Below are 16,708 nucleotides of genomic sequence, written 5' to 3' on the forward strand. Positions count from 1 at the left end.
GAGCCGGCCGCGGAGGGCGGCCTGAACCTCGTCTCGGAGGGCAGCCTCACCGTCTGCTCCGACATTCCCTACGAACCTTTCGAGTTCGAGGTAGACGGGGAGTACACCGGCTTCGACATGGACCTCATGAGGGAGATCGCCACCGGTATGGACCTCGAGCTGGCCGTCCAGGACGTCGAATTCACCGGCCTGCAGAGTGGCGCGACCCTCGCGGCCGGGCAGTGCGACATCGGCGCCAGTGCCATGACCATCAACCCCGAGCGCCAGGAGAACCTGACCTTCTCGGACCCCTACTACGACTCGCTGCAGTCGTTGCTGGTCCCCGCCGACTCCGATGTCGCAAGCATCGACGACCTCGCGGGCAAGTCAGTGGGCGTCCAGCAGGGCACCACCGGCGAGACCTACACGCGCGAGAACGTCCCGTCGGACACCGAGGTGGTCGCCTTCCCGGGCGACGCCGAGGCGTACGCGGCCATCCAGGCCGGCAACATCGACGCAATCCTCCAGGACCTGCCGGTCAACCAGGCGCACGCCGAGGACGGCGCGTTCACCATCGCCGAGGAATACCAGACCGACGAGCAGTACGGCTTCGCCATGGCCAAGGAGGGCAGCGAGGAACTGGCCGCAGCTGTCAACGAGCAGCTGGCCGCCATCCGCGACAGCGGCAAGTACCAGGAAATCTACGACACCTACTTCACGAAGTAGACAACAGCTCGAGCCCTGCGGCTGCCGGCGCGACGAACGTCCCCCGGCAGCCGCAGGAGCTCCAACTTCCTGAAGGAAGGTACACCCCAGCTTGAAACGCTCAACTCGCAGACGCCTGACACGGGGCGCGCTCTACGCGGTCTTTGCCGTCGCCGTCCTCGCGATCATTCTCGCCGCCGACTGGCAGGCAATCCGCACCAACTTCTTCGATCTTGAGGTGGCGGCCACCGCATTCCCCGAGATCATCACGATCGCCGCGAAGAACACCATCCTCTACACAGCGATCGCCTTCACGGGAGGGCTCCTGCTCGGCCTGATCTTCGCGCTGATGAAGCTCTCCCCCGTGCTCCCCTACCGCTGGCTGGCCACCGCCTACATCGAGCTGTTCCGGGGACTTCCGGCACTGCTGGTCATCTTCGCCTTCGCCTTCGCCGTGCCCATCGCCTTCCAGTGGCGGCCTCCCGGCGGCAGCGCCGGCGCCGGCCTGATAGCGCTGATCATCGTCTCCTCGGCCTACATCGCGGAAACCATCCGCGCAGGCATCGAGGCGGTGCCCAAGGGCCAGGTCGAGGCTGCACGGTCCCTCGGGATGAATCCGGCGTGGACGATGCTCACGGTCGTCCTCCCCCAGGCCTTCCGGATCATCACGCCGCCGCTGACCAACGAACTCGTGATCCTCATCAAGGACACCTCGCTGCTGTTCATCGCGGGAATGGCCCTCGGCGACCGCGAGCTGACCACGTTCTCCAGGGATGCCCTGACGAGCCAGGCGAACGCGACGCCGCTGGTGCTCGCCGCGCTGATGTACCTCGTGATCACACTGCCGCTCACACAGCTCGTGGCCAAGCTCGAACGACACAACAAGAGAGGCCGGTGATAGCGGTGGCTCGATCAACAGCTGCTGCCTCGGCAGCATCCACGGCGGTACCCGCCATAGAAGTCCGCCAGCTGTGCAAGACCTTCGGCACCAACGAGGTTCTCAAGGGCATCGACTTCCACGTGGACCAGGGCGAGGTGGTGTGTGTGATCGGCCCGTCCGGCTCCGGCAAATCCACGCTCCTGCGCTGCGTGAACCGGCTCGAGGAGCCCACCACCGGAACCATTCTCGTCGAGGGCGTGGACATCACTGACGGCGAGACGGACCTCGACAAGGTCCGCACGCGGATCGGCATGGTGTTCCAGCAGTTCAACCTTTTCCCGCACCTGAACGTGCTGCAGAACCTCACCCTCGCGCAGCGCCGCGCCAAAGGCCGTGGCAAGAAGGAAGCAGAGGACGTGGCCCGCCGCAACCTGGCGAAGGTGGGCCTGGCGGAGAAGGCCGACGCCTTCCCCGCCCAGCTCTCCGGTGGGCAGCAGCAGCGCGTCGCGATCGCCCGCGCTCTGTCGATGGATCCCGACATGATGCTGTTCGACGAGCCCACCAGTGCGCTCGACCCCGAACTCGTGGGCGACGTCCTCGAGGTCATGAAGCAGCTGGCCCGCGAGGGCATGACCATGATGGTGGTCACCCATGAGATGGGCTTCGCCCGCGAGGTCGGCGACCGCGTGGTGTTCATGGACGGCGGAGTAGTGGTGGAGCAGGGCAAACCCGAGGATGTCCTCGGGAACCCGCAGCACGAACGCACCAGGGGCTTCCTCTCGAAGGTGCTCTAGGAGAACGTCACGGCGCCCGCCACCGCAGCCCGGATCCGGGCGTGCAGGTCCCGAAGGTTGGCGCGGCTGGAACGGATTTCGACGATGGAGCGGCCCTCGATGGGCCGCTCCATCGCGTTGTCGAGCTCACCGACTGAGGTGACGCGCTCATAGCGGAGCCCGTAGGCAGCAGAGGTCGCAGCGAGGTCCACCGTCTGGGGGGTGCCGAACAGGCGCTCGACGGCGGACCCGTACCGCGCCGTCGTCGTTTCCGCTCCATGTTCCAGCAGGCCGAAGATGCCGCCGCCGTTGTCATTGAGCACCACGATCTGCAGATCAGGCTGCGGCTCACCCGCCCCGATCAGCAGGCCACCGACGTCGTGGAGGAAGGTCAGGTCCCCCACCAGCAGGCGGGTGGGGATGCCACGGGACAGCGCCACCCCCGTAGCCGTGGAGATGGTGCCGTCGATCCCTGCGAGGCCGCGGTTCGCGAAGACCTCCAGCGGATGCCAGTCCGTCGGGGCCACCAGGTCCAGGTCCCGAATGGGATTCGAGGACCCGATCACCAGATTGCCGTCCGTGTTCTCCCACACGGCGTCTGCCACATGGAATCCGTTGAGTGCCGTTTCGGCCGCCAGCACATTCTGGATTGCAGCCTCCGCTGCCGCCCCGTTCTCCCGCCAGGACTTTAGCCAGCCGTCAGCGCCGCGGCCTGCGAACTGGACCAGTTCCGGCAGATTGTCGATGATGCGTTCCTGCCTCCGGCCCTCCTCGAACCACGCGACGGGCGCGGGCAGGTACAGGGCCTGCTCGACGTCTTTCCGGGCCAGCAGGGCCGCCACGGGGCGCGACAGGGTGGGACGCCCGAAGACCACCACCCGCGTGATGGACCGGCCGCCGTGCTCGAGCAGCAGCCGGTAGGGCGCGATGGCGCTGCTGCCGAAGCGCGCGTTGGAGGACGGCTCGGCGAACAGCGGAAGCCGGAGGTGCGCGGCGAAGACGGCAGCGAGTTCACCGGCGCCGTGCCCGGCCATCACCAGGGTGGCCGCGCCCCCGGGCACCGGGTGCTCCCCCGGCCATGGACGGGCTGGACCTAGGCCCGAACCGTCTACGCCGGTCGACCCAGGCTGCGCCGGCAGGTCGCCCGACCCCTGCAGATCGGCCACGTCCGGCACCGACGTATCGGCCGACCCCTGCAGATCGGCCACGTCCGGCACCAGCGGATCACGGAACGCAAGATTGAGGTGCACGGGTCCCGCGGGACCTTCGCTCCCCTGGGCCTCGGCCAGTGCCTGGCTGGTGAACGCCGTCGGATCAGTTCCCGCGGGAACGTCGACCGAGAACCGCACATGGCCGCCGAACAGTCCGGGCTGCACCGTCGTCTGGTTCGCGCCGGTGCCCCGCAGCTCCTCCGGCCGGTCGGCCGAGAGCACCAGAAGCGGGACGGCTGCGTGGTTCGCCTCCATCACGGCGGGCAGGAGTTCCCCCACTGCCGTGCCCGACGTCGTCACCACAGCTACCGGCCGCTGGGCCCCCAGGGCGAGCCCCAGGGCAGTGAAGCCCGCGGCCCGCTCGTCGATGCGCACGTGGAGCTGGAGCGCATTGCCCGCCTCCGCCAGGGCGTATGCAAGGGGCGCGCTGCGGGAACCGGGGGCAACGACGACATCGTGGATGCCGCCGGAAATCAAGGCGGCGACGACGTGCCGTGCCGCCTCGATGGCACTGAGGGAACCACTGGTGCTGGGGGAATTGCTCACTCCTCCATCCTCACACCGAACACCCAACACCCAACACCCAACACCCAACGCAGACCGCACCACCGGGTGATTCCCGGTGGTGCGCTCCGCAAGGTCTCCCGTCAGCTATTGCCGTCGCGCCCGCCGCGGTCGTCGTCGTTGCGTGGCCTTCCGTGTCCGCGTCCGCGGCCACGGCCTGAGTGGTCCTCGCTACGTCCCTCGGGGCCGCGGTACACCTGGACCACCGAAGGCCTCGGGAGGGCGCCTTCACCCTTGCGGGGGAACTGGCCCACCGGGACGTAGTCGGGGAAGAGGGACACCTGGTTCTCCCAGTCGCCGTCCTCGCCGGGGTGCTGGACGGCGACGAAGACGCTGCCGTCGGCGTCATGGATGATCGGACCGCAGGTCTCGCCATCACGGGGGACGGCGAGGAACTGCTCCACCCTGCCGCGCTCGGCGCCTTCGAGTCCCACCTTGAACAGACCGTCGCAGTAGCCGATGGTGCCCGGCTGCCCGTCCGTGGAGATCCACAGGTTGCCCACCGAATCGAAGGCCAGGTTGTCAGGGCAGGAGATCGGCGAAACCCACTCGACGGGGTAGCCGCTGAAATAGGTGCTGGGATTCTTGGTAGGATCACCGCACACCATCAGCAGGTTCCAGGTGAAGCGCAGGGCCGTCGCATCCCCGCCGTTCTCCACCATCTCGACCACGTGTCCGTCGCGGTTGACCGCGCGGGGATTCGCCTCGTCAGCTGCCGCGTTGGCTCCGGTACCCCGGTTGGTGTTGTTGGTGCAGGCGACGTAGACCCTGCCCGTGGCGGGATTCGGCTCGACGTCCTCGCACCGGTCCATTTTGGTGGGACCCATCCTGTCCGCCGCCAGCCGCGTGAACACGGCGACCTCGGCGGCGCTCATGCCCTCCACGGCCGATTCGTTGTCGATGAGCAGCGGCAGCCACTCCCCGACGCCGTCGAACGCACCGTCCGAGGGGACCGCTCCGGAGCCATCGATCTCAGCAGTGGAGTTTCCCTGGAACCGCGCCACATACAGCGAGCCTTCGGAGAGCAGCGCCATGTTGGCACGGCGGGCCTCGGGCGTGGTCCCGGGCTGCATCACGTTCTTCGACACGAACTTGTAGAGGTAGTCGAAGCGCTCGTCGTCGCCCGAGTAGGCCACCACGCGGCCGTCGGGGGCCACCGAGATGTTGGCGCCCTCGTGCTTGAAACGGCCGAGCGCGGAGTGCTTTCGGGGCGTGCTCGCGGGGTCGAAGGGGTCCACTTCGACGATGTAGCCGAAGCGGTGCTTCTCGTTCTCGTAGCCGGGGGTGCGGGTGTCGAAGCGGGCTTCGTCTGCTTCCCAGTTGCGTGCGGTCGGCTGGCTGGTCAGGCCGTAGCGGCGGTCGCCGTCGCTGGTTCCCGCGCTGACGAAGTATCCGTTGAAGTTCTCCTCACCCGAGAGGATGGTTCCCCAGGGCGTGGTTCCACCGGCACAGTTGCCGAGCGTGCCGAGAATGGTGCGTCCCGAGGGATCATCGATCGTCTTGACGAACTCGGACCCGGCTGCCGGGCCGGTCAGCTCGTACGGCGTGGTGGTGAGGTACCTGCGGTTCAGCGGCGCGCCCTGGATGTAGCTCCATGGCTTGCCGGTGTTCCTGCGCTCGAGTTCGACGACGGACAGTCCGTGGGCCGCTTTCCCGATGCCCCGCACTTCCGGAGCGGGTGTGGTGGGAGGCACCATGATGTTCTCATTGGTGTACTCGTGGTTGGCGAAAAGCACCGCGCGCCGGCCCTTGGTGCCGGGCAATTCGAGGATGTCGGTGTAGTCGCAGTTGTAGCCGAACTGGAGGGACTGGGCCGCCGCGGTTTGCGCGTTGGCGTCGAACGTTGGTGAATTGCGGAAGAGAGGGTCACCCCAGCGGATAACGGGCTTCCACCCGAACCCTTCGGGAACCGTCAGATTGTCCACCATTGCGTCGACCGGAGCGATCGCTGTGAAGGACAGCGCGGCGCTGGGTGCCCTGCCGCCCTGGTTCGACACCGCCTGGGCAACTCCCGCCCCCGTGTTCGTGCCGATCAGCAGGGTCAAAGCGCCCACCGCTCCCGCTCCGAGCATGTTGCGGCGCGAGAACTCGCTGGACACGATGTCGCGGAAGTAGCTGTTGTCGGTGGTGTTGCACACCGCCGCCGAGCAGGCGTTGTCGCACTTCAGGGCGCAGGTCACTGCGCTGCGCTTTCCTTTGGTGTGGCCGAGCATGGGCAACAGGCGGCGCGTGGTTTCACTCATGGGATGCCTTCCGGGTAACGAACGGGCGTTCCGCCCCAGACTGGCAAGGAAAATGAACAGGCGGAGTGCGTCGCCCTTAACGCACGGTGAACGCGGGCCCAATACGCGGGGCGGCCCTACATCGGGGCAGCGGTGTACGCGGCGATGGCCGCATCAGCCGCTTCCCGGCGTCGGGCCGAGGCATACCACAGGGCCATCAGACCCACACCCAGGAGCAGTGCTCCGACACCGATCAGAAACGTTCCTCCGACGCCGAGGAAGACGGTGCTTCCATAGGCGGGGTCGAGCATATCGGCGGCAGAAAGCAGAAAAGCTGCCGACATCATCAGGGCGCCCAGCAGCGGAAGGATGCCCCGAAAGACGAGGTTCCGGGTACTTGAACGCAGCGTGCGCCGGAAGAACCAGACGGAGGCGAAACCGGTCAGGCCGTAGTAGAAGGCGATGAACAGGCCCAGCGAGGCGATGGAGTCGGCCAGGAAGTTCTCGCTGACCAGGGTCAGCACCACATAGTAGACGGAGGCCGTGACCCCCATCAGCACTGTCGAGAACGTGGGCGTCAGGTACCTGGCGTGGACCCGCGCGAATCGTTCCGGCAGGGCCTGGTGGGCGGCCATGGACAGGGTACCCCGCGCCGTCGGAAGAATCGTGGTCTGGGTGGCGGATGCCGCGGAGACCAGCACGGCAACGACAGCAACCCAGGCCCAGTCGCCCAGCACGGCCTCGCTCATCGAGTAGAAGACGTCCCCGGCGTTCTCCTCGTTGCCGAGGCCGAGCCCCGCGGTTCCGGTGCCGGCGAAGGCGATCACGACGACGCTCACGCCGACGTAGGTGACCAGCAGGATGACCGAAGAGATCAGCGCGGCGCGGCCGGGAGTCGTCCGCGGGTTCCGGGTCTCCTCGTTGAGCGCCAGACAGGTATCCCAGCCCCAGTAGATGAACAGGGACAGCAGCACCGCGTAGGTGAACGACTGCAGGTTGTCCACGGCGAACGGGTTGAACCATTCGAGGGAGACCTGCGTCGGGTCGAAGGCCTGCCCGGAGGCGATCCGGTAGACGGCGAAGCCGGTGAACAGAGCCAGCGCAACATACTGGACGATGATCAGTGTCCGCTGCATCTTCTCGGAAAGGTCCACGCCGCGGTAGTTGGTCCACGTCATGGCGGCGATGAAAGCTACTCCGGTTGCCGTCACCAGGGGCACGTTGTTCCCGAGTTCGGGATCGACCAGGCGCCACAGGTACTGCCCGGCGACCTGGGCGAGGTTGGCGAGGACGACGATGCCGGACAGCGCCAACGCCCAGCCGCCCATCCAGCCGGTGAACTTCCCGAAGGCCCTCGAAGCCCACGTGAAGGTCGTCCCGCAGTCCGGGGTCTCGTTGTTGAGCTCCCGATAGGCGTAGGCAATGAAAAGGATCGGGAAGAAGGCCACGATCAGGGCGACCGGCGCCTGCACACCGACAGCAAGGATGATGAAGCCCAGGGTAGCGGCCAGGGAGTACACAGGCGCGGTGGAGGACAGGCCGACGGAGATGCTCCCGGCAAGGCCGAGGTCGTCAGCCGCCAGTCCTTTGCCGCGCACGGTGGACGCGGGTGGCAGGCCGGCGCTCATGTCCTGCTCAGATCCGGCGCGGGTGCATCGATGATGTTGGGGACGAAGCGGCAGTAGTAGTCGGTGATGTAGCCGTCGGATTCGCGGATGCCCACGCCGACCGATTCACCGTCGACGACCCACGCTCCGAGGACCGGGTGGTTGCCGTCAAAGTTCGGCAGCGGGCTCCAGGCCTGATAGCACCATCCTTCGGAGCCGTAGTTTCCGGGCTGCTCCAACTCGACGCCCTCCGCGTGGATCCGGATATTGTCCCCTTCGCGTCCATGCAGCGGCTTGGCCACCCATTCCGCCATCCCGTTCGGGGAATCCAGGAAGGACGGCAGAAGGTTCGGATGCTCCGGGTACAGGTGCCAGAGTGCGGCCAGGAGCGCCTTGTTGGAGAGGAACATCTTCCAGGCCGGTTCGAGCCAGCGGGTCATCACCGGCCAGTCGAGGATGTTCCGGCCGAACTCCTCCTTCATCATGAGTTCCCACGGGTACAGCTTGAAGATGGTGCTGATCACGTTCTCGTCCAGGTCGACGAAGCGCTTTGTCCGGGAGTTCCAGCCGATATCACTGATGTTCATACCGACGGTTTCCCAGCCTGCCTGGTTCGCAACGTCGAGCATGTACGCCGCGGTCATCCAGTCCTCCCCCGACTCCTCGACCTCGGTGTGGGCGACGTGCAGCCGAGCACGGTCGAGGCCGCCGCGCTGCTTCGTCCAGGCCCGGACGAGTGCCTCGTGGATGCCGTTCCACTGGTCCTTGTGGGGCTTGACGTCCTGCAGCCAGTACCACTGGGCGATGGACGCCTCGATGAGGCCGGTCGGGGTGTCGGCGTTGTACTCGAGCATCTTCGGCGGGTTGACGCCGTCGTAGGCGAAGTCGAAGCGCCCGTAGATGCCCGGTTCACTGCGGGCGAGGGACCCGGCGGCGAGCTTCATGGCCCCGGGGCTGATGCCGATATTGCCCATGGCTCCCGTGGCCAGGTAGCGGGCGGCTTCGATGCACATGCCGTGCAGCTCCTCGGTCACCTCCTCGAGCATGTCGACTTCTCGGGGATCGAACTCGTAGTAGGCGCCTTCGTGCCAGTACTCGATCTCGGAACCGTCCGGCATCACGGTCGTCGAGAAGACGAGCCCCTGGCTGGCGATTTTCTCCTTCCAGTCCGGACGCGGGGTGGATTTGATCCGCTTCATCAGCTCCCGACGCCCCCGCCGGATTTCACGCTGCTGCCGAAGCCGTTACGGCTGACCGACGGGGATCCCTGGGCCGTCACGCCGCTCTTCGCCGAGGCGCCGGCCGGAATGGAGGTCACGCCGTTGGCGAGTCTAGCTCCGACAGCCGGGATGGACCTGCCCTGGCCCGAGTTGAGCGCGCCCATGGCGAAGAAGTACCAGCCGAAGGTGCCGGAGGATCGGCCCTCCTCGCTGCACTTGCTGTCCTCGACCCGCTCCTGGGTGGTGCGGTCCTGGCAGACCTGGGCGTAGTCGGCGTCGATCACTTCGCCCTCCGGGGTGCACCCTGTCAGCACCGCGCTGGCCAGAAGTGCGGTCACGCCGATGCTGAGGGATGCGCTGCGGCGGCTGCGGTACGGGTGGACCTCGAAGCTGCGGTGGGTGGTCGTCATGGTCGGCTTTCAGTTGCTGAGGCGGGCTTCCGGACCGGATGGGCGCGGCCGGCAGGCGAACTCTCCCCCGAAAGGGTCGGGCGACAGAAAGTGTACGCTTCCTGACGCCGAACCGGGACATGGCGCATCCCGCCGTTCGTGCGACGTCGCCGGCGTTTCCTGTTCACCAGCTTGTCGGTGCACCGATACCTGTTTGCCGCCGGACGATCAATCACGGGTGGAACGGTGGTTCCGTGAGGATCGCAATTGTCGCCGAGACCTTCCTGCCCACCGTCAACGGGGTCACCCATTCCATCCGGAAAATGCTTGAACACTTCATCGACCGCGGGGATGAGGTGCTGGTGATCGCACCGTCCAGCGCAGACCCGGACGAATCCGGGCTGGATGACACCATCCGCGTGGTGCGGCTGACGTCGGTTCCCCTCGCCGGGTACAGCAGCGTGCGGGTGGCCGTGGGTGGAGTCAGCAGGGTCCGGCGGATCCTCGCCGACTTCGCGCCGGACATCGTCCATCTCGCCTCACCCTTCGAGCTGGGGTGGCGTGCACTGCGGGCGGCCGCAGGCCTCCGCATCCCGGTGGTGGCGGTCTACCAGACGGACATTCCCGGGTATGCAGCACGGTACGGGGTACCACTTCTGGAAAGCTGGGCCTGGCAAAGAGTCCAGAACATCCACCGTGGCGCGTCCCGCACCCTGGCGCCCTCGACGTCCGCAGTGCGGCAGCTTCAGGCGCACGGCATTCCCAACGTCGAGTTGTGGCGTCGTGGAGTCGACACCTCGCGGTTCCACCCGGGCAAGCGGAGCCGTTCCTTCCGGGAGGGCGCCGCGCCCCGCGGCATGAAGCTTCTTGGGTACGTGGGGCGGCTTGCCGCCGAGAAGCAGGTCGAGGACCTGCGGGTCCTTGCGGACATCGACAACACCCGCCTGGTGATCATCGGTGACGGTCCGCTCCGCCCGGCCCTGGAGTCCGCCCTTCCCGGCGCCCACTTCACCGGTTTCCTCGGCGGGGAGGAGCTGGCCGCGGCGGTGGCCAGCCTGGACCTGTTCATCCATCCCGGTGAGCTGGAGACGTTCTGCCAGACCATCCAGGAGGCGATGGCGTCGGGGGTTCCCGTCGTGGCAACAGGACGGGGTGGCCCCCTTGACCTGGTGGACTCATCGAGGACCGGGTGGCTGTACGATCCCGGGAACCTGGCGCAGTTGCGCAGCTATGTGGTCGATCTGGCGGGCGATGATGCGAAGCGCGCCGCGTTCTCCACGGCGGCCTTCGCCAGCGTGCAGGGACGGACCTGGCCTGTGCTCTGTGAACTGCTCATCCAGCATTATGACGAAACCATCTCCGACCATGCCCTGCTTCGCCTGTGACCCGGAAGGGACCCCATGAAAGTATCTGTTATCGGCTGCGGTTATCTCGGGACAGTGCATGCAGCCGCGCTGTCCTCGCTCGGCCATGCTGTCACCGCTCTCGACACGGACAAGGGAAAGGTTCATCAGCTCTCCCGCGGCGGTGTGCCGTTCTTCGAGCCCGGCCTTGAGCAACTGCTCGCTGCCGGCCGGCAGGCCGGCACCCTCAGGTTCACCTCCGACTTTGCCGATGTAGCCGACTGCGATGTCCATTTCCTCTGCGTCGGGACGCCGCAGCAGAAAACCACCCATCATGCGGACCTGACCCACATTTTCTCTGCTGTCGATGCATTGACCGTTCACCTCCGGAAGGGCTCCGTCGTCGTCGGCAAATCGACAGTACCGGCGGGTACGAGCGCGACGCTGCTGCGACTTTTGGCCGGCACCGGAACCGAACTGGCCTGGAACCCCGAATTCCTCCGCCAGGGCACCGCCGTCGACGATTCCCTGCAGCCGGACAGGCTGGTCTACGGGGTGGCGGACAGGGACGCCGGGTTCCGGGTGTCCGCGGTACTGGACGAGGTCTATGCGCCGCTCCTCGCGAAGGGCATTCCCCGGCTGGTCACCAGCTTCTCGACGGCGGAGTTGGCCAAGTCCGCGGCGAATGCCTTCCTCGCCCTGAAGGTTTCCTACATGAACGGCATTTCCGAGCTCTGCGACGGGGTCGGCGCTGACGTCTCGGCACTGGCCGAGGCGCTCGGCCTGGATTCCCGCATCGGCGGGAGGTACCTGAGCGCCGGGGCCGGCTTCGGTGGTGGCTGTCTCCCCAAGGACCTCCGGTCACTCCGCGCGCAGGCCCAGAATGCCGATGCGCAGTCCCTGGCGGCGCTGCTGGGCCTCGTGGACGACATGAACACCGAGGCGCGGCAGCGGATCCATGACATGGCGATGAACATGTGCGGTGGGGGCCTGGCGGGGCGAAGCATCACCGTCCTCGGCGCGGCCTTCAAGCCGCATACCGACGATGTCCGCGATTCTCCGTCGATCGATATTGCGCTTCGGCTGGCAGCATCGGGGGCAAAGGTGACCGTCACCGACCCGCAGGCCGTTCGGAGCGCGTGGCTGAACTACCCGCAGCTGCGCTTCGAAGCAGACACCCTGCAGGCACTGCGCGGGTCCGAGCTCACGCTCCTGCTCACCGAATGGCCGGAGTTCTGTGCGCTCAGCCCCGTCGACGCCGCGTCAGTAGTGTCACGGAAGGCCGTTCTGGACGGACGCAACGCCCTCCCGGCCGACAGCTGGCGCGCCGCCGGATGGGACTACCGGGGAGTCGGCCGCGGAAGCAGCAACAGCACGGTGGCATCCCCCGTTCGTGCGGGCGCTGCGGTCTGATGCGGGAATGACTTTCCAACCCGGCCGGTACGTGGCGCTGGGTGATTCGTTCACCGAAGGCGTCGGGGACCCGAACAAGCATCTTCCGAACGGCGTCCGTGGCTGGGCCGACCGCGTCGCGGACAAGCTGGCCAAGGACCAGCCCGGGTGGGAATACGCGAACCTGGCGATCCGCAGCAAACGCCTGCGGCAGATCGCCGCCGAACAACTGGAACCGGCGCTGGCCATGAAGCCCACCCTGATCACGCTCTACGCCGGCGGAAACGACGTGCTCGATGCCGGAACGAACATCGCCGAGGTGCTCCAGCAGTATGAGGAGCTGGTGGCGGCCCTGTCGACGACCGGGGCCACCCTGCTCCTCTTCACCGGGTACGACGTCGATGTGACACCCGCGCTGCGGGTGTTCCGGAGACGCAACCATCACTACAACGACGGCGTGCGCCGCATCGCCCGTACGTACGATGCCGTCCTGGTCGACTACTGGCGCTTCGAGGCGTACCGCGACGACCGCATGTGGGCGCCGGACCGCCTCCACATGTCCAAGGCCGGCCACAGATACCTCGCGTCACAGGTTCTGGACATCCTGGGCGTCGGGCACTCCATGGACCTGCTGGACTGGGAGCCGTCCCGGTCGCAGACCCTGCTGCAGTGGGAGCGGACACAACGGCACTGGGTCCATGATTGGATAGTGCCCCTGGTCTACCGGAAGATCCGGGGCGTGACGCTCGGGGACAACCTGCAGCCCCGCTGGCCCGATCCGGTTCCGGTACCTCCCAAGGGCGGCCTTCGCAGGCTGGCAAAATCAAGGAAAGGGCCGGGGCTATAGCGCGGTGCGTGTCAAGCATGCCGCGACCAGCGGTGGCGGATGGCCGCCGCCTCAGCGGCCCTTGCCCATGGTCAAGCCGGATGCCGGATCGCCGGTGATTGGTGGGGAGGGGCCACACGATGTATGAGTGGATCATGATCGGTGTCGGCCTGATCCTCACCGTCGGAAAGGTTTGAACCGGCAATTTGCTCACTACTCCGGGCGCCGATGCTCGCAGGCGGCATTCCCGAGGGTGTCGTTCCCGGTATCGGTGCCGGTATCGGCAACTTTCTCACCACGGTCTTCTCGATGGTGCTCGGAGCGCTGGTCCCCAGGAACTTCATTCCCGCCCTCCCTGGCCACGGCAAAATTCGTCGCTCCCCTTCCAGAGCCTGTTCACCACGGTTTTGAAGCCCGTGATCCTGCTGTTCAACACACCGCGAATCGGATCATCCGCTCCTTCGGCATCGAGCCGAAGGAAGGACTCTCCGTCTCCCGCAGTGCCGAGGAACTGAGCTCCTTGGTCCGCCGATCAGCCCTTGAAGGATTACCGGATCAGGATCACGCTGAACTCCTGCGCCGCACCCTGCGTTTTTCGGATCATTCCGCCGCGGATGTCATGACTCCCCGGGTGCGGATGTCGACTGTCCATGCGGGTGACACAGCAAGGCAGATCGTCGAGCTCGGGAATCCGCTGCGCGTCCCCGGATCCTTGGGCGGCGACACGCTGCTGGGCTTGCTCCGCCAGCAGGGACTCCAGGTGGCGATCGTGTCCGACGAGCACGGTGGAACCGTCGGCATCATCACGCTCGAGGCACCTCGGCGCGTCGGTCACAGATCGAGCCTCGGGCCGACGTCTGGCAGCCAGACCGCCAGAACAGCACTGTAGGCAACCCGTTCCGGGGAAGCGGATCCGCCGCCTCGCCTCGGCGTATCGCGGCAGTGAACTCGAGGACGCCCTGGCAATGACGCGCCGCACCGGAGCGCATCACCGCCCGGGTCTTCGACGCCGAGGGAAACACCACCGGCATGCTCTTCCTCGAGGACATTCTCGAAGAACCCGTCGGAGAAGTGCAGGACGCCACCTCGGTCTAACGCACATCCTCCGCCAGCACCGCGTAGACCCGTTCGAGTCGATCGAGCCACCACCGGCGTCGACCGTCGGGCACTGCGTACCTGTCGAGGAGTTCGGCCGACACGGCGACCGGCCGTACCGTGAGCGTGCCGTCGTCGGGTACCAGCGACTGCTCCGTCACGTCGCCGTCCATGAGCGAGACCGTCGCCAGGCCGCAGGCGTAGGGCAGCTCCGGCAGCGCTGCCGCCAGCGCGACGCCGGCCCGGATGCCCACCGACGTATCGAGGGCTGAACTCACGACGGCGGGCAGCCCGGCCTGCGCGACGATCTCCACGGCACGCCGGACCCCGCCGAGGGGTGCGGCCTTGATGACCAGGAGGTCCGCGGCGTCCTCTCTCGCGACCCGCAGGGGGTCCTGTTCCCGCCTTACGCTTTCGTCGGCGGCAATGAGTACCGGGAGTTGCCTGCGCCGCAGCTCGTTCCGCACCCGGCGGAGCCCTGCGATATCAGGAACGGGCTGCTCCGCGTACTCGAGTGAAAATTCCGCAAGTGCCGTCAGCGCCGTCACGGCCTCCCCTTCGCTCCACCCGCCGTTGGCGTCGACACGCAGCGCGGCCTGTGGGAGGAGCCTGCGTACCTCTGCGACGCGGGCGACGTCGTCGGCGAGGGTCTGTTCACGCTCCGCCACTTTCACCTTCACCGCGCTCACCGCGCCGAAACGCGCGAGGACCGCCCCGACCCGGGGCGGGGCCAGCGCGGGGACCGTCGCGTTGACGGGAATGCGCAGACGCACCGGGTCCGGAAAACCCTGCCACGCCGCTTCGATGCCGGCCCGCAGCCAGCTGGACGCCTCGGCGTCGTCGTATTCCTGGAACGGCCCGAACTCGCCCCACCCCTCCGGTCCTTCCAGAAGCAGCGCTTCCCGGACCAGGAGACCCCGGAACCGGACGCGCATCGGAATGGCCACCACGCGGGCCGTGTCCAGTAGTTCGGCCAGGGGAGGCAGGGAACTGTCGGCGGGTGGATCGAGCCGCGGGCCGGGTGTAGTCACACGATCAGGCTACGGGAGCGAGCACACCGGCACGCCGCCCGGATCCTCCCAGCTTCCTGTGGAACAGTTGATGCGATGAACTCCCAGCACGATGCGCCCCGGACCTCCCGGCCGGTCCGCGCGGCACGGAGTCCGCTCCTGTTCGTGGTGGCTGCACTGGCCTGCTCGTCAGCACTCGGGTGGACCTACTGGGCGTTCGTCCGGACCACCTCGGGCCAGTTCGCCGACGAGTCCGCGTGGGCGGAGGCCGGAGTCGCCGCGCCCGACTCCCCACTGCCGTTCCTCCAGTTCCTGGACCACCTGCCGCTGCTCTCCCTGGTGATCGCGGCCGGGACCGTCGGGTTCGTCTCCCTCCTCCGACGCCGATGGGCGGCTGCCGCAATAGCTTGCGGCACGATCGTGGGCGCCAACCTCACCACCCAGATCCTGAAGAATCTTGTGCTCGACCGCCCGGACCGGGGAGTGCCCACCCTCGACTTCAACTCGTTGCCCTCGGGGCATACCACTCTCGCCGCTTCTGCCGCGGCAGCCGTCTTCCTGGTGGCGTCACCCCGCTGGAGGCCGTTCGCGGCCGCAGCCGGCGGTGCCTACTCGGTCGTGGCGGGGGCCGCGACGTATCTCAACCTGTGGCACCGTCCTGCCGACGTCGTCGCCGCCCTCCTCGTGGTAGGTACCTGGACCCTCCTGGGAGGCTTGCTCGTCCTGCGGACCGGGGACGACTGGAACGGCTGGTCAGGATTCGGCGGCCACTGGGCGTCCTCACGCTGGTGGCTGATGCTGTGCGCGCTGGCCGGGCTGGCCGGCCTGGCCCTGGCCGCCGCGCTCTACGCCTATGTGCAGGCGATCGGCCCCGCACCGAACCCGGGAAGTGCGAGGCTACCCCTGTTCTTCTGGTCCGGTCTTTCCCTGATCGGCGGGGTGGGCTTCACACTCTCCGCTGCCGCCGGCTGGTTGTTCGGAGTCCAGGCCCGGCTTCATCCGGAAAAGCCTTGACCCTTTTTCCGACACGGTGTGAGAGTTGATCCCACCATGCATGTCGTCGGTTGAGGTCGGTCAAAGAGGATCACGTGCGAGCGATGGTGTACCGCGGACCCTACAAGATCCGGGTCGAGGAAAAACCGATGCCGACGATCGAGCACCCGAACGATGCGATCATCCGGGTCGCGACCGCTGCGATCTGCGGCTCCGACCTGCACCTCTACCACGGGCTGATGCCCGACACTCGTGTTGGCACCACGTTCGGCCACGAGTTCATCGGCGTGGTGGAGGAGGTGGGATCCTCGGTTCAGAACCTCACGCGCGGCGACCGCGTCATGGTCCCCTTCAATGTCTATTGCGGATCGTGTTACTTCTGCGCCCGTGGCCTGTATTCGAACTGCCACAACGTCAACCCGAATGCGACGGCGGTGTGCGGCATCTACGGCTACTCGCACACGAGCGGCGGGTACGACGGCGGGCAGGCGGAGTTCGT

Annotated in this window: 15 protein-coding genes and 1 pseudogene; 10 read left to right on the forward strand and 6 right to left on the reverse strand. The window is 67.0% G+C overall.

Annotated elements, in window-relative coordinates; translation table 11 throughout:
- The 3 genes from Y704_RS18690 to Y704_RS0103245 form a co-directional block, all read left to right on the forward strand.
- A partial coding sequence (locus Y704_RS18690; protein ID WP_035771475.1) for a transporter substrate-binding domain-containing protein occupies positions 1–705 on the forward strand: 705 nt, incomplete at its 5' end.
- 91 nt (positions 706–796) lie between these two features.
- A complete protein-coding gene (locus Y704_RS0103240) occupies positions 797–1,582 on the forward strand; it encodes an amino acid ABC transporter permease (RefSeq protein WP_026549034.1) in 786 nt (261 codons plus the stop codon).
- 5 nt (positions 1,583–1,587) lie between these two features.
- Positions 1,588–2,358, forward strand: coding sequence for an amino acid ABC transporter ATP-binding protein (locus Y704_RS0103245; RefSeq protein WP_051476644.1), 771 nt, complete (start codon positions 1,588–1,590; stop codon positions 2,356–2,358).
- Here Y704_RS0103245 and menD read toward each other — a convergent pair.
- The 5 genes from menD to Y704_RS18700 all read right to left on the reverse strand — a co-directional run bounded on the left by menD (position 2,355) and on the right by Y704_RS18700 (position 9,571).
- Positions 2,355–4,094, reverse strand: coding sequence for a 2-succinyl-5-enolpyruvyl-6-hydroxy-3-cyclohexene-1-carboxylic-acid synthase (gene menD / locus Y704_RS0103250; protein ID WP_026549036.1), 1,740 nt, complete (start codon positions 4,092–4,094; stop codon positions 2,355–2,357). The genes Y704_RS0103245 and menD overlap by 4 nt on opposite strands.
- Positions 4,095–4,195: 101 nt before the next feature.
- Positions 4,196–6,355, reverse strand: a complete 2,160-nt coding sequence (locus tag Y704_RS0103255; protein ID WP_026549037.1) for a PhoX family protein — start codon at positions 6,353–6,355, stop codon at positions 4,196–4,198.
- A 116-nt stretch (positions 6,356–6,471) separates the two neighbouring features.
- Positions 6,472–7,962, reverse strand: coding sequence for an APC family permease (locus tag Y704_RS18695; RefSeq protein WP_051476645.1), 1,491 nt, complete (start codon positions 7,960–7,962; stop codon positions 6,472–6,474).
- Positions 7,959–9,140 carry a glutathionylspermidine synthase family protein gene (locus Y704_RS0103265; RefSeq protein WP_026549038.1) on the reverse strand — a complete coding sequence of 394 codons (1,182 nt, stop codon included), beginning with the start codon at positions 9,138–9,140 and terminating at the stop codon, positions 7,959–7,961. Before Y704_RS0103265 ends, Y704_RS18695 begins: the two co-directional genes overlap by 4 nt.
- Positions 9,140–9,571 carry a hypothetical protein gene (locus tag Y704_RS18700; protein WP_051476646.1) on the reverse strand — a complete coding sequence of 144 codons (432 nt, stop codon included), beginning with the start codon at positions 9,569–9,571 and terminating at the stop codon, positions 9,140–9,142. The genes Y704_RS0103265 and Y704_RS18700 overlap by 1 nt, the downstream gene beginning before the upstream one ends.
- A gap of 233 nt (positions 9,572–9,804) precedes the next feature.
- Between Y704_RS18700 and Y704_RS0103275 the strand changes: the two genes are divergently transcribed.
- The 5 genes and pseudogenes from Y704_RS0103275 to Y704_RS25115 all read left to right on the forward strand — a co-directional run.
- Positions 9,805–10,935, forward strand: coding sequence for a glycosyltransferase family 4 protein (locus Y704_RS0103275; RefSeq protein ID WP_026549039.1), 1,131 nt, complete (start codon positions 9,805–9,807; stop codon positions 10,933–10,935).
- A gap of 15 nt (positions 10,936–10,950) precedes the next feature.
- A complete protein-coding gene (locus Y704_RS0103280; RefSeq protein WP_026549040.1) occupies positions 10,951–12,306 on the forward strand; it encodes a UDP-glucose dehydrogenase family protein in 1,356 nt (451 codons plus the stop codon).
- 7 nt (positions 12,307–12,313) lie between these two features.
- The gene (locus Y704_RS0103285; RefSeq protein ID WP_026549041.1) at positions 12,314–13,132 is read left to right on the forward strand and encodes an SGNH/GDSL hydrolase family protein; all 819 of its coding nucleotides are present in this window, start codon (positions 12,314–12,316) and stop codon (positions 13,130–13,132) included.
- Between the two features lie 616 nt (positions 13,133–13,748).
- Positions 13,749–14,000 carry a hypothetical protein gene (locus tag Y704_RS25110; protein ID WP_253904224.1) on the forward strand — a complete coding sequence of 84 codons (252 nt, stop codon included), beginning with the start codon at positions 13,749–13,751 and terminating at the stop codon, positions 13,998–14,000.
- A gap of 1 nt (position 14,001) precedes the next feature.
- Positions 14,002–14,206 (forward strand): annotated as a pseudogene (locus Y704_RS25115) (hypothetical protein); the annotation flags it as partial.
- On the opposite strand, the gene Y704_RS0103295 reads toward Y704_RS25115, so the two are convergent.
- A complete protein-coding gene (locus Y704_RS0103295; protein WP_051476648.1) occupies positions 14,203–15,237 on the reverse strand; it encodes an o-succinylbenzoate synthase in 1,035 nt (344 codons plus the stop codon). The pseudogene Y704_RS25115 and the gene Y704_RS0103295 sit on opposite strands and share 4 nt — an antisense overlap.
- 75 nt (positions 15,238–15,312) lie before the next feature.
- Here Y704_RS0103295 and Y704_RS18710 point away from each other — a divergent pair, with 75 nt between their 5' ends.
- A complete protein-coding gene (locus tag Y704_RS18710; RefSeq protein ID WP_035771418.1) occupies positions 15,313–16,230 on the forward strand; it encodes a phosphatase PAP2 family protein in 918 nt (305 codons plus the stop codon).
- A gap of 128 nt (positions 16,231–16,358) precedes the next feature.
- The coding region (locus Y704_RS18715; RefSeq protein ID WP_253904216.1) for an alcohol dehydrogenase catalytic domain-containing protein at positions 16,359–16,708 on the forward strand (350 nt) is incomplete at its 3' end.

The sequence above is a fragment of the Arthrobacter sp. Br18 genome, from assembly GCF_000520555.1.
GTDB lineage: Bacteria > Actinomycetota > Actinomycetes > Actinomycetales > Micrococcaceae > Arthrobacter_D.

Excerpts from the sequence above, each read along its gene's own strand:
- Y704_RS0103255 (WP_026549037.1), bottom strand. The coding sequence starts at position 6,355 with ATGAGTGAAACCACGCGCCGCCTGTTGCCCATGCTCGGCCACACCAAA.
- Y704_RS18695 (WP_051476645.1), bottom strand. The coding sequence starts at position 7,962 with ATGAGCGCCGGCCTGCCACCCGCGTCCACCGTGCGCGGCAAAGGACTG.
- Y704_RS0103265 (WP_026549038.1), bottom strand. The coding sequence starts at position 9,140 with ATGAAGCGGATCAAATCCACCCCGCGTCCGGACTGGAAGGAGAAAATC.
- Y704_RS18700 (WP_051476646.1), bottom strand. The coding sequence starts at position 9,571 with ATGACGACCACCCACCGCAGCTTCGAGGTCCACCCGTACCGCAGCCGC.
- Y704_RS0103280 (WP_026549040.1), top strand. The coding sequence starts at position 10,951 with ATGAAAGTATCTGTTATCGGCTGCGGTTATCTCGGGACAGTGCATGCA.
- Y704_RS0103285 (WP_026549041.1), top strand. The coding sequence starts at position 12,314 with ATGACTTTCCAACCCGGCCGGTACGTGGCGCTGGGTGATTCGTTCACC.
- Y704_RS25110 (WP_253904224.1), top strand. The coding sequence starts at position 13,749 with ATGTCGACTGTCCATGCGGGTGACACAGCAAGGCAGATCGTCGAGCTC.
- Y704_RS18710 (WP_035771418.1), top strand. The coding sequence starts at position 15,313 with ATGAACTCCCAGCACGATGCGCCCCGGACCTCCCGGCCGGTCCGCGCG.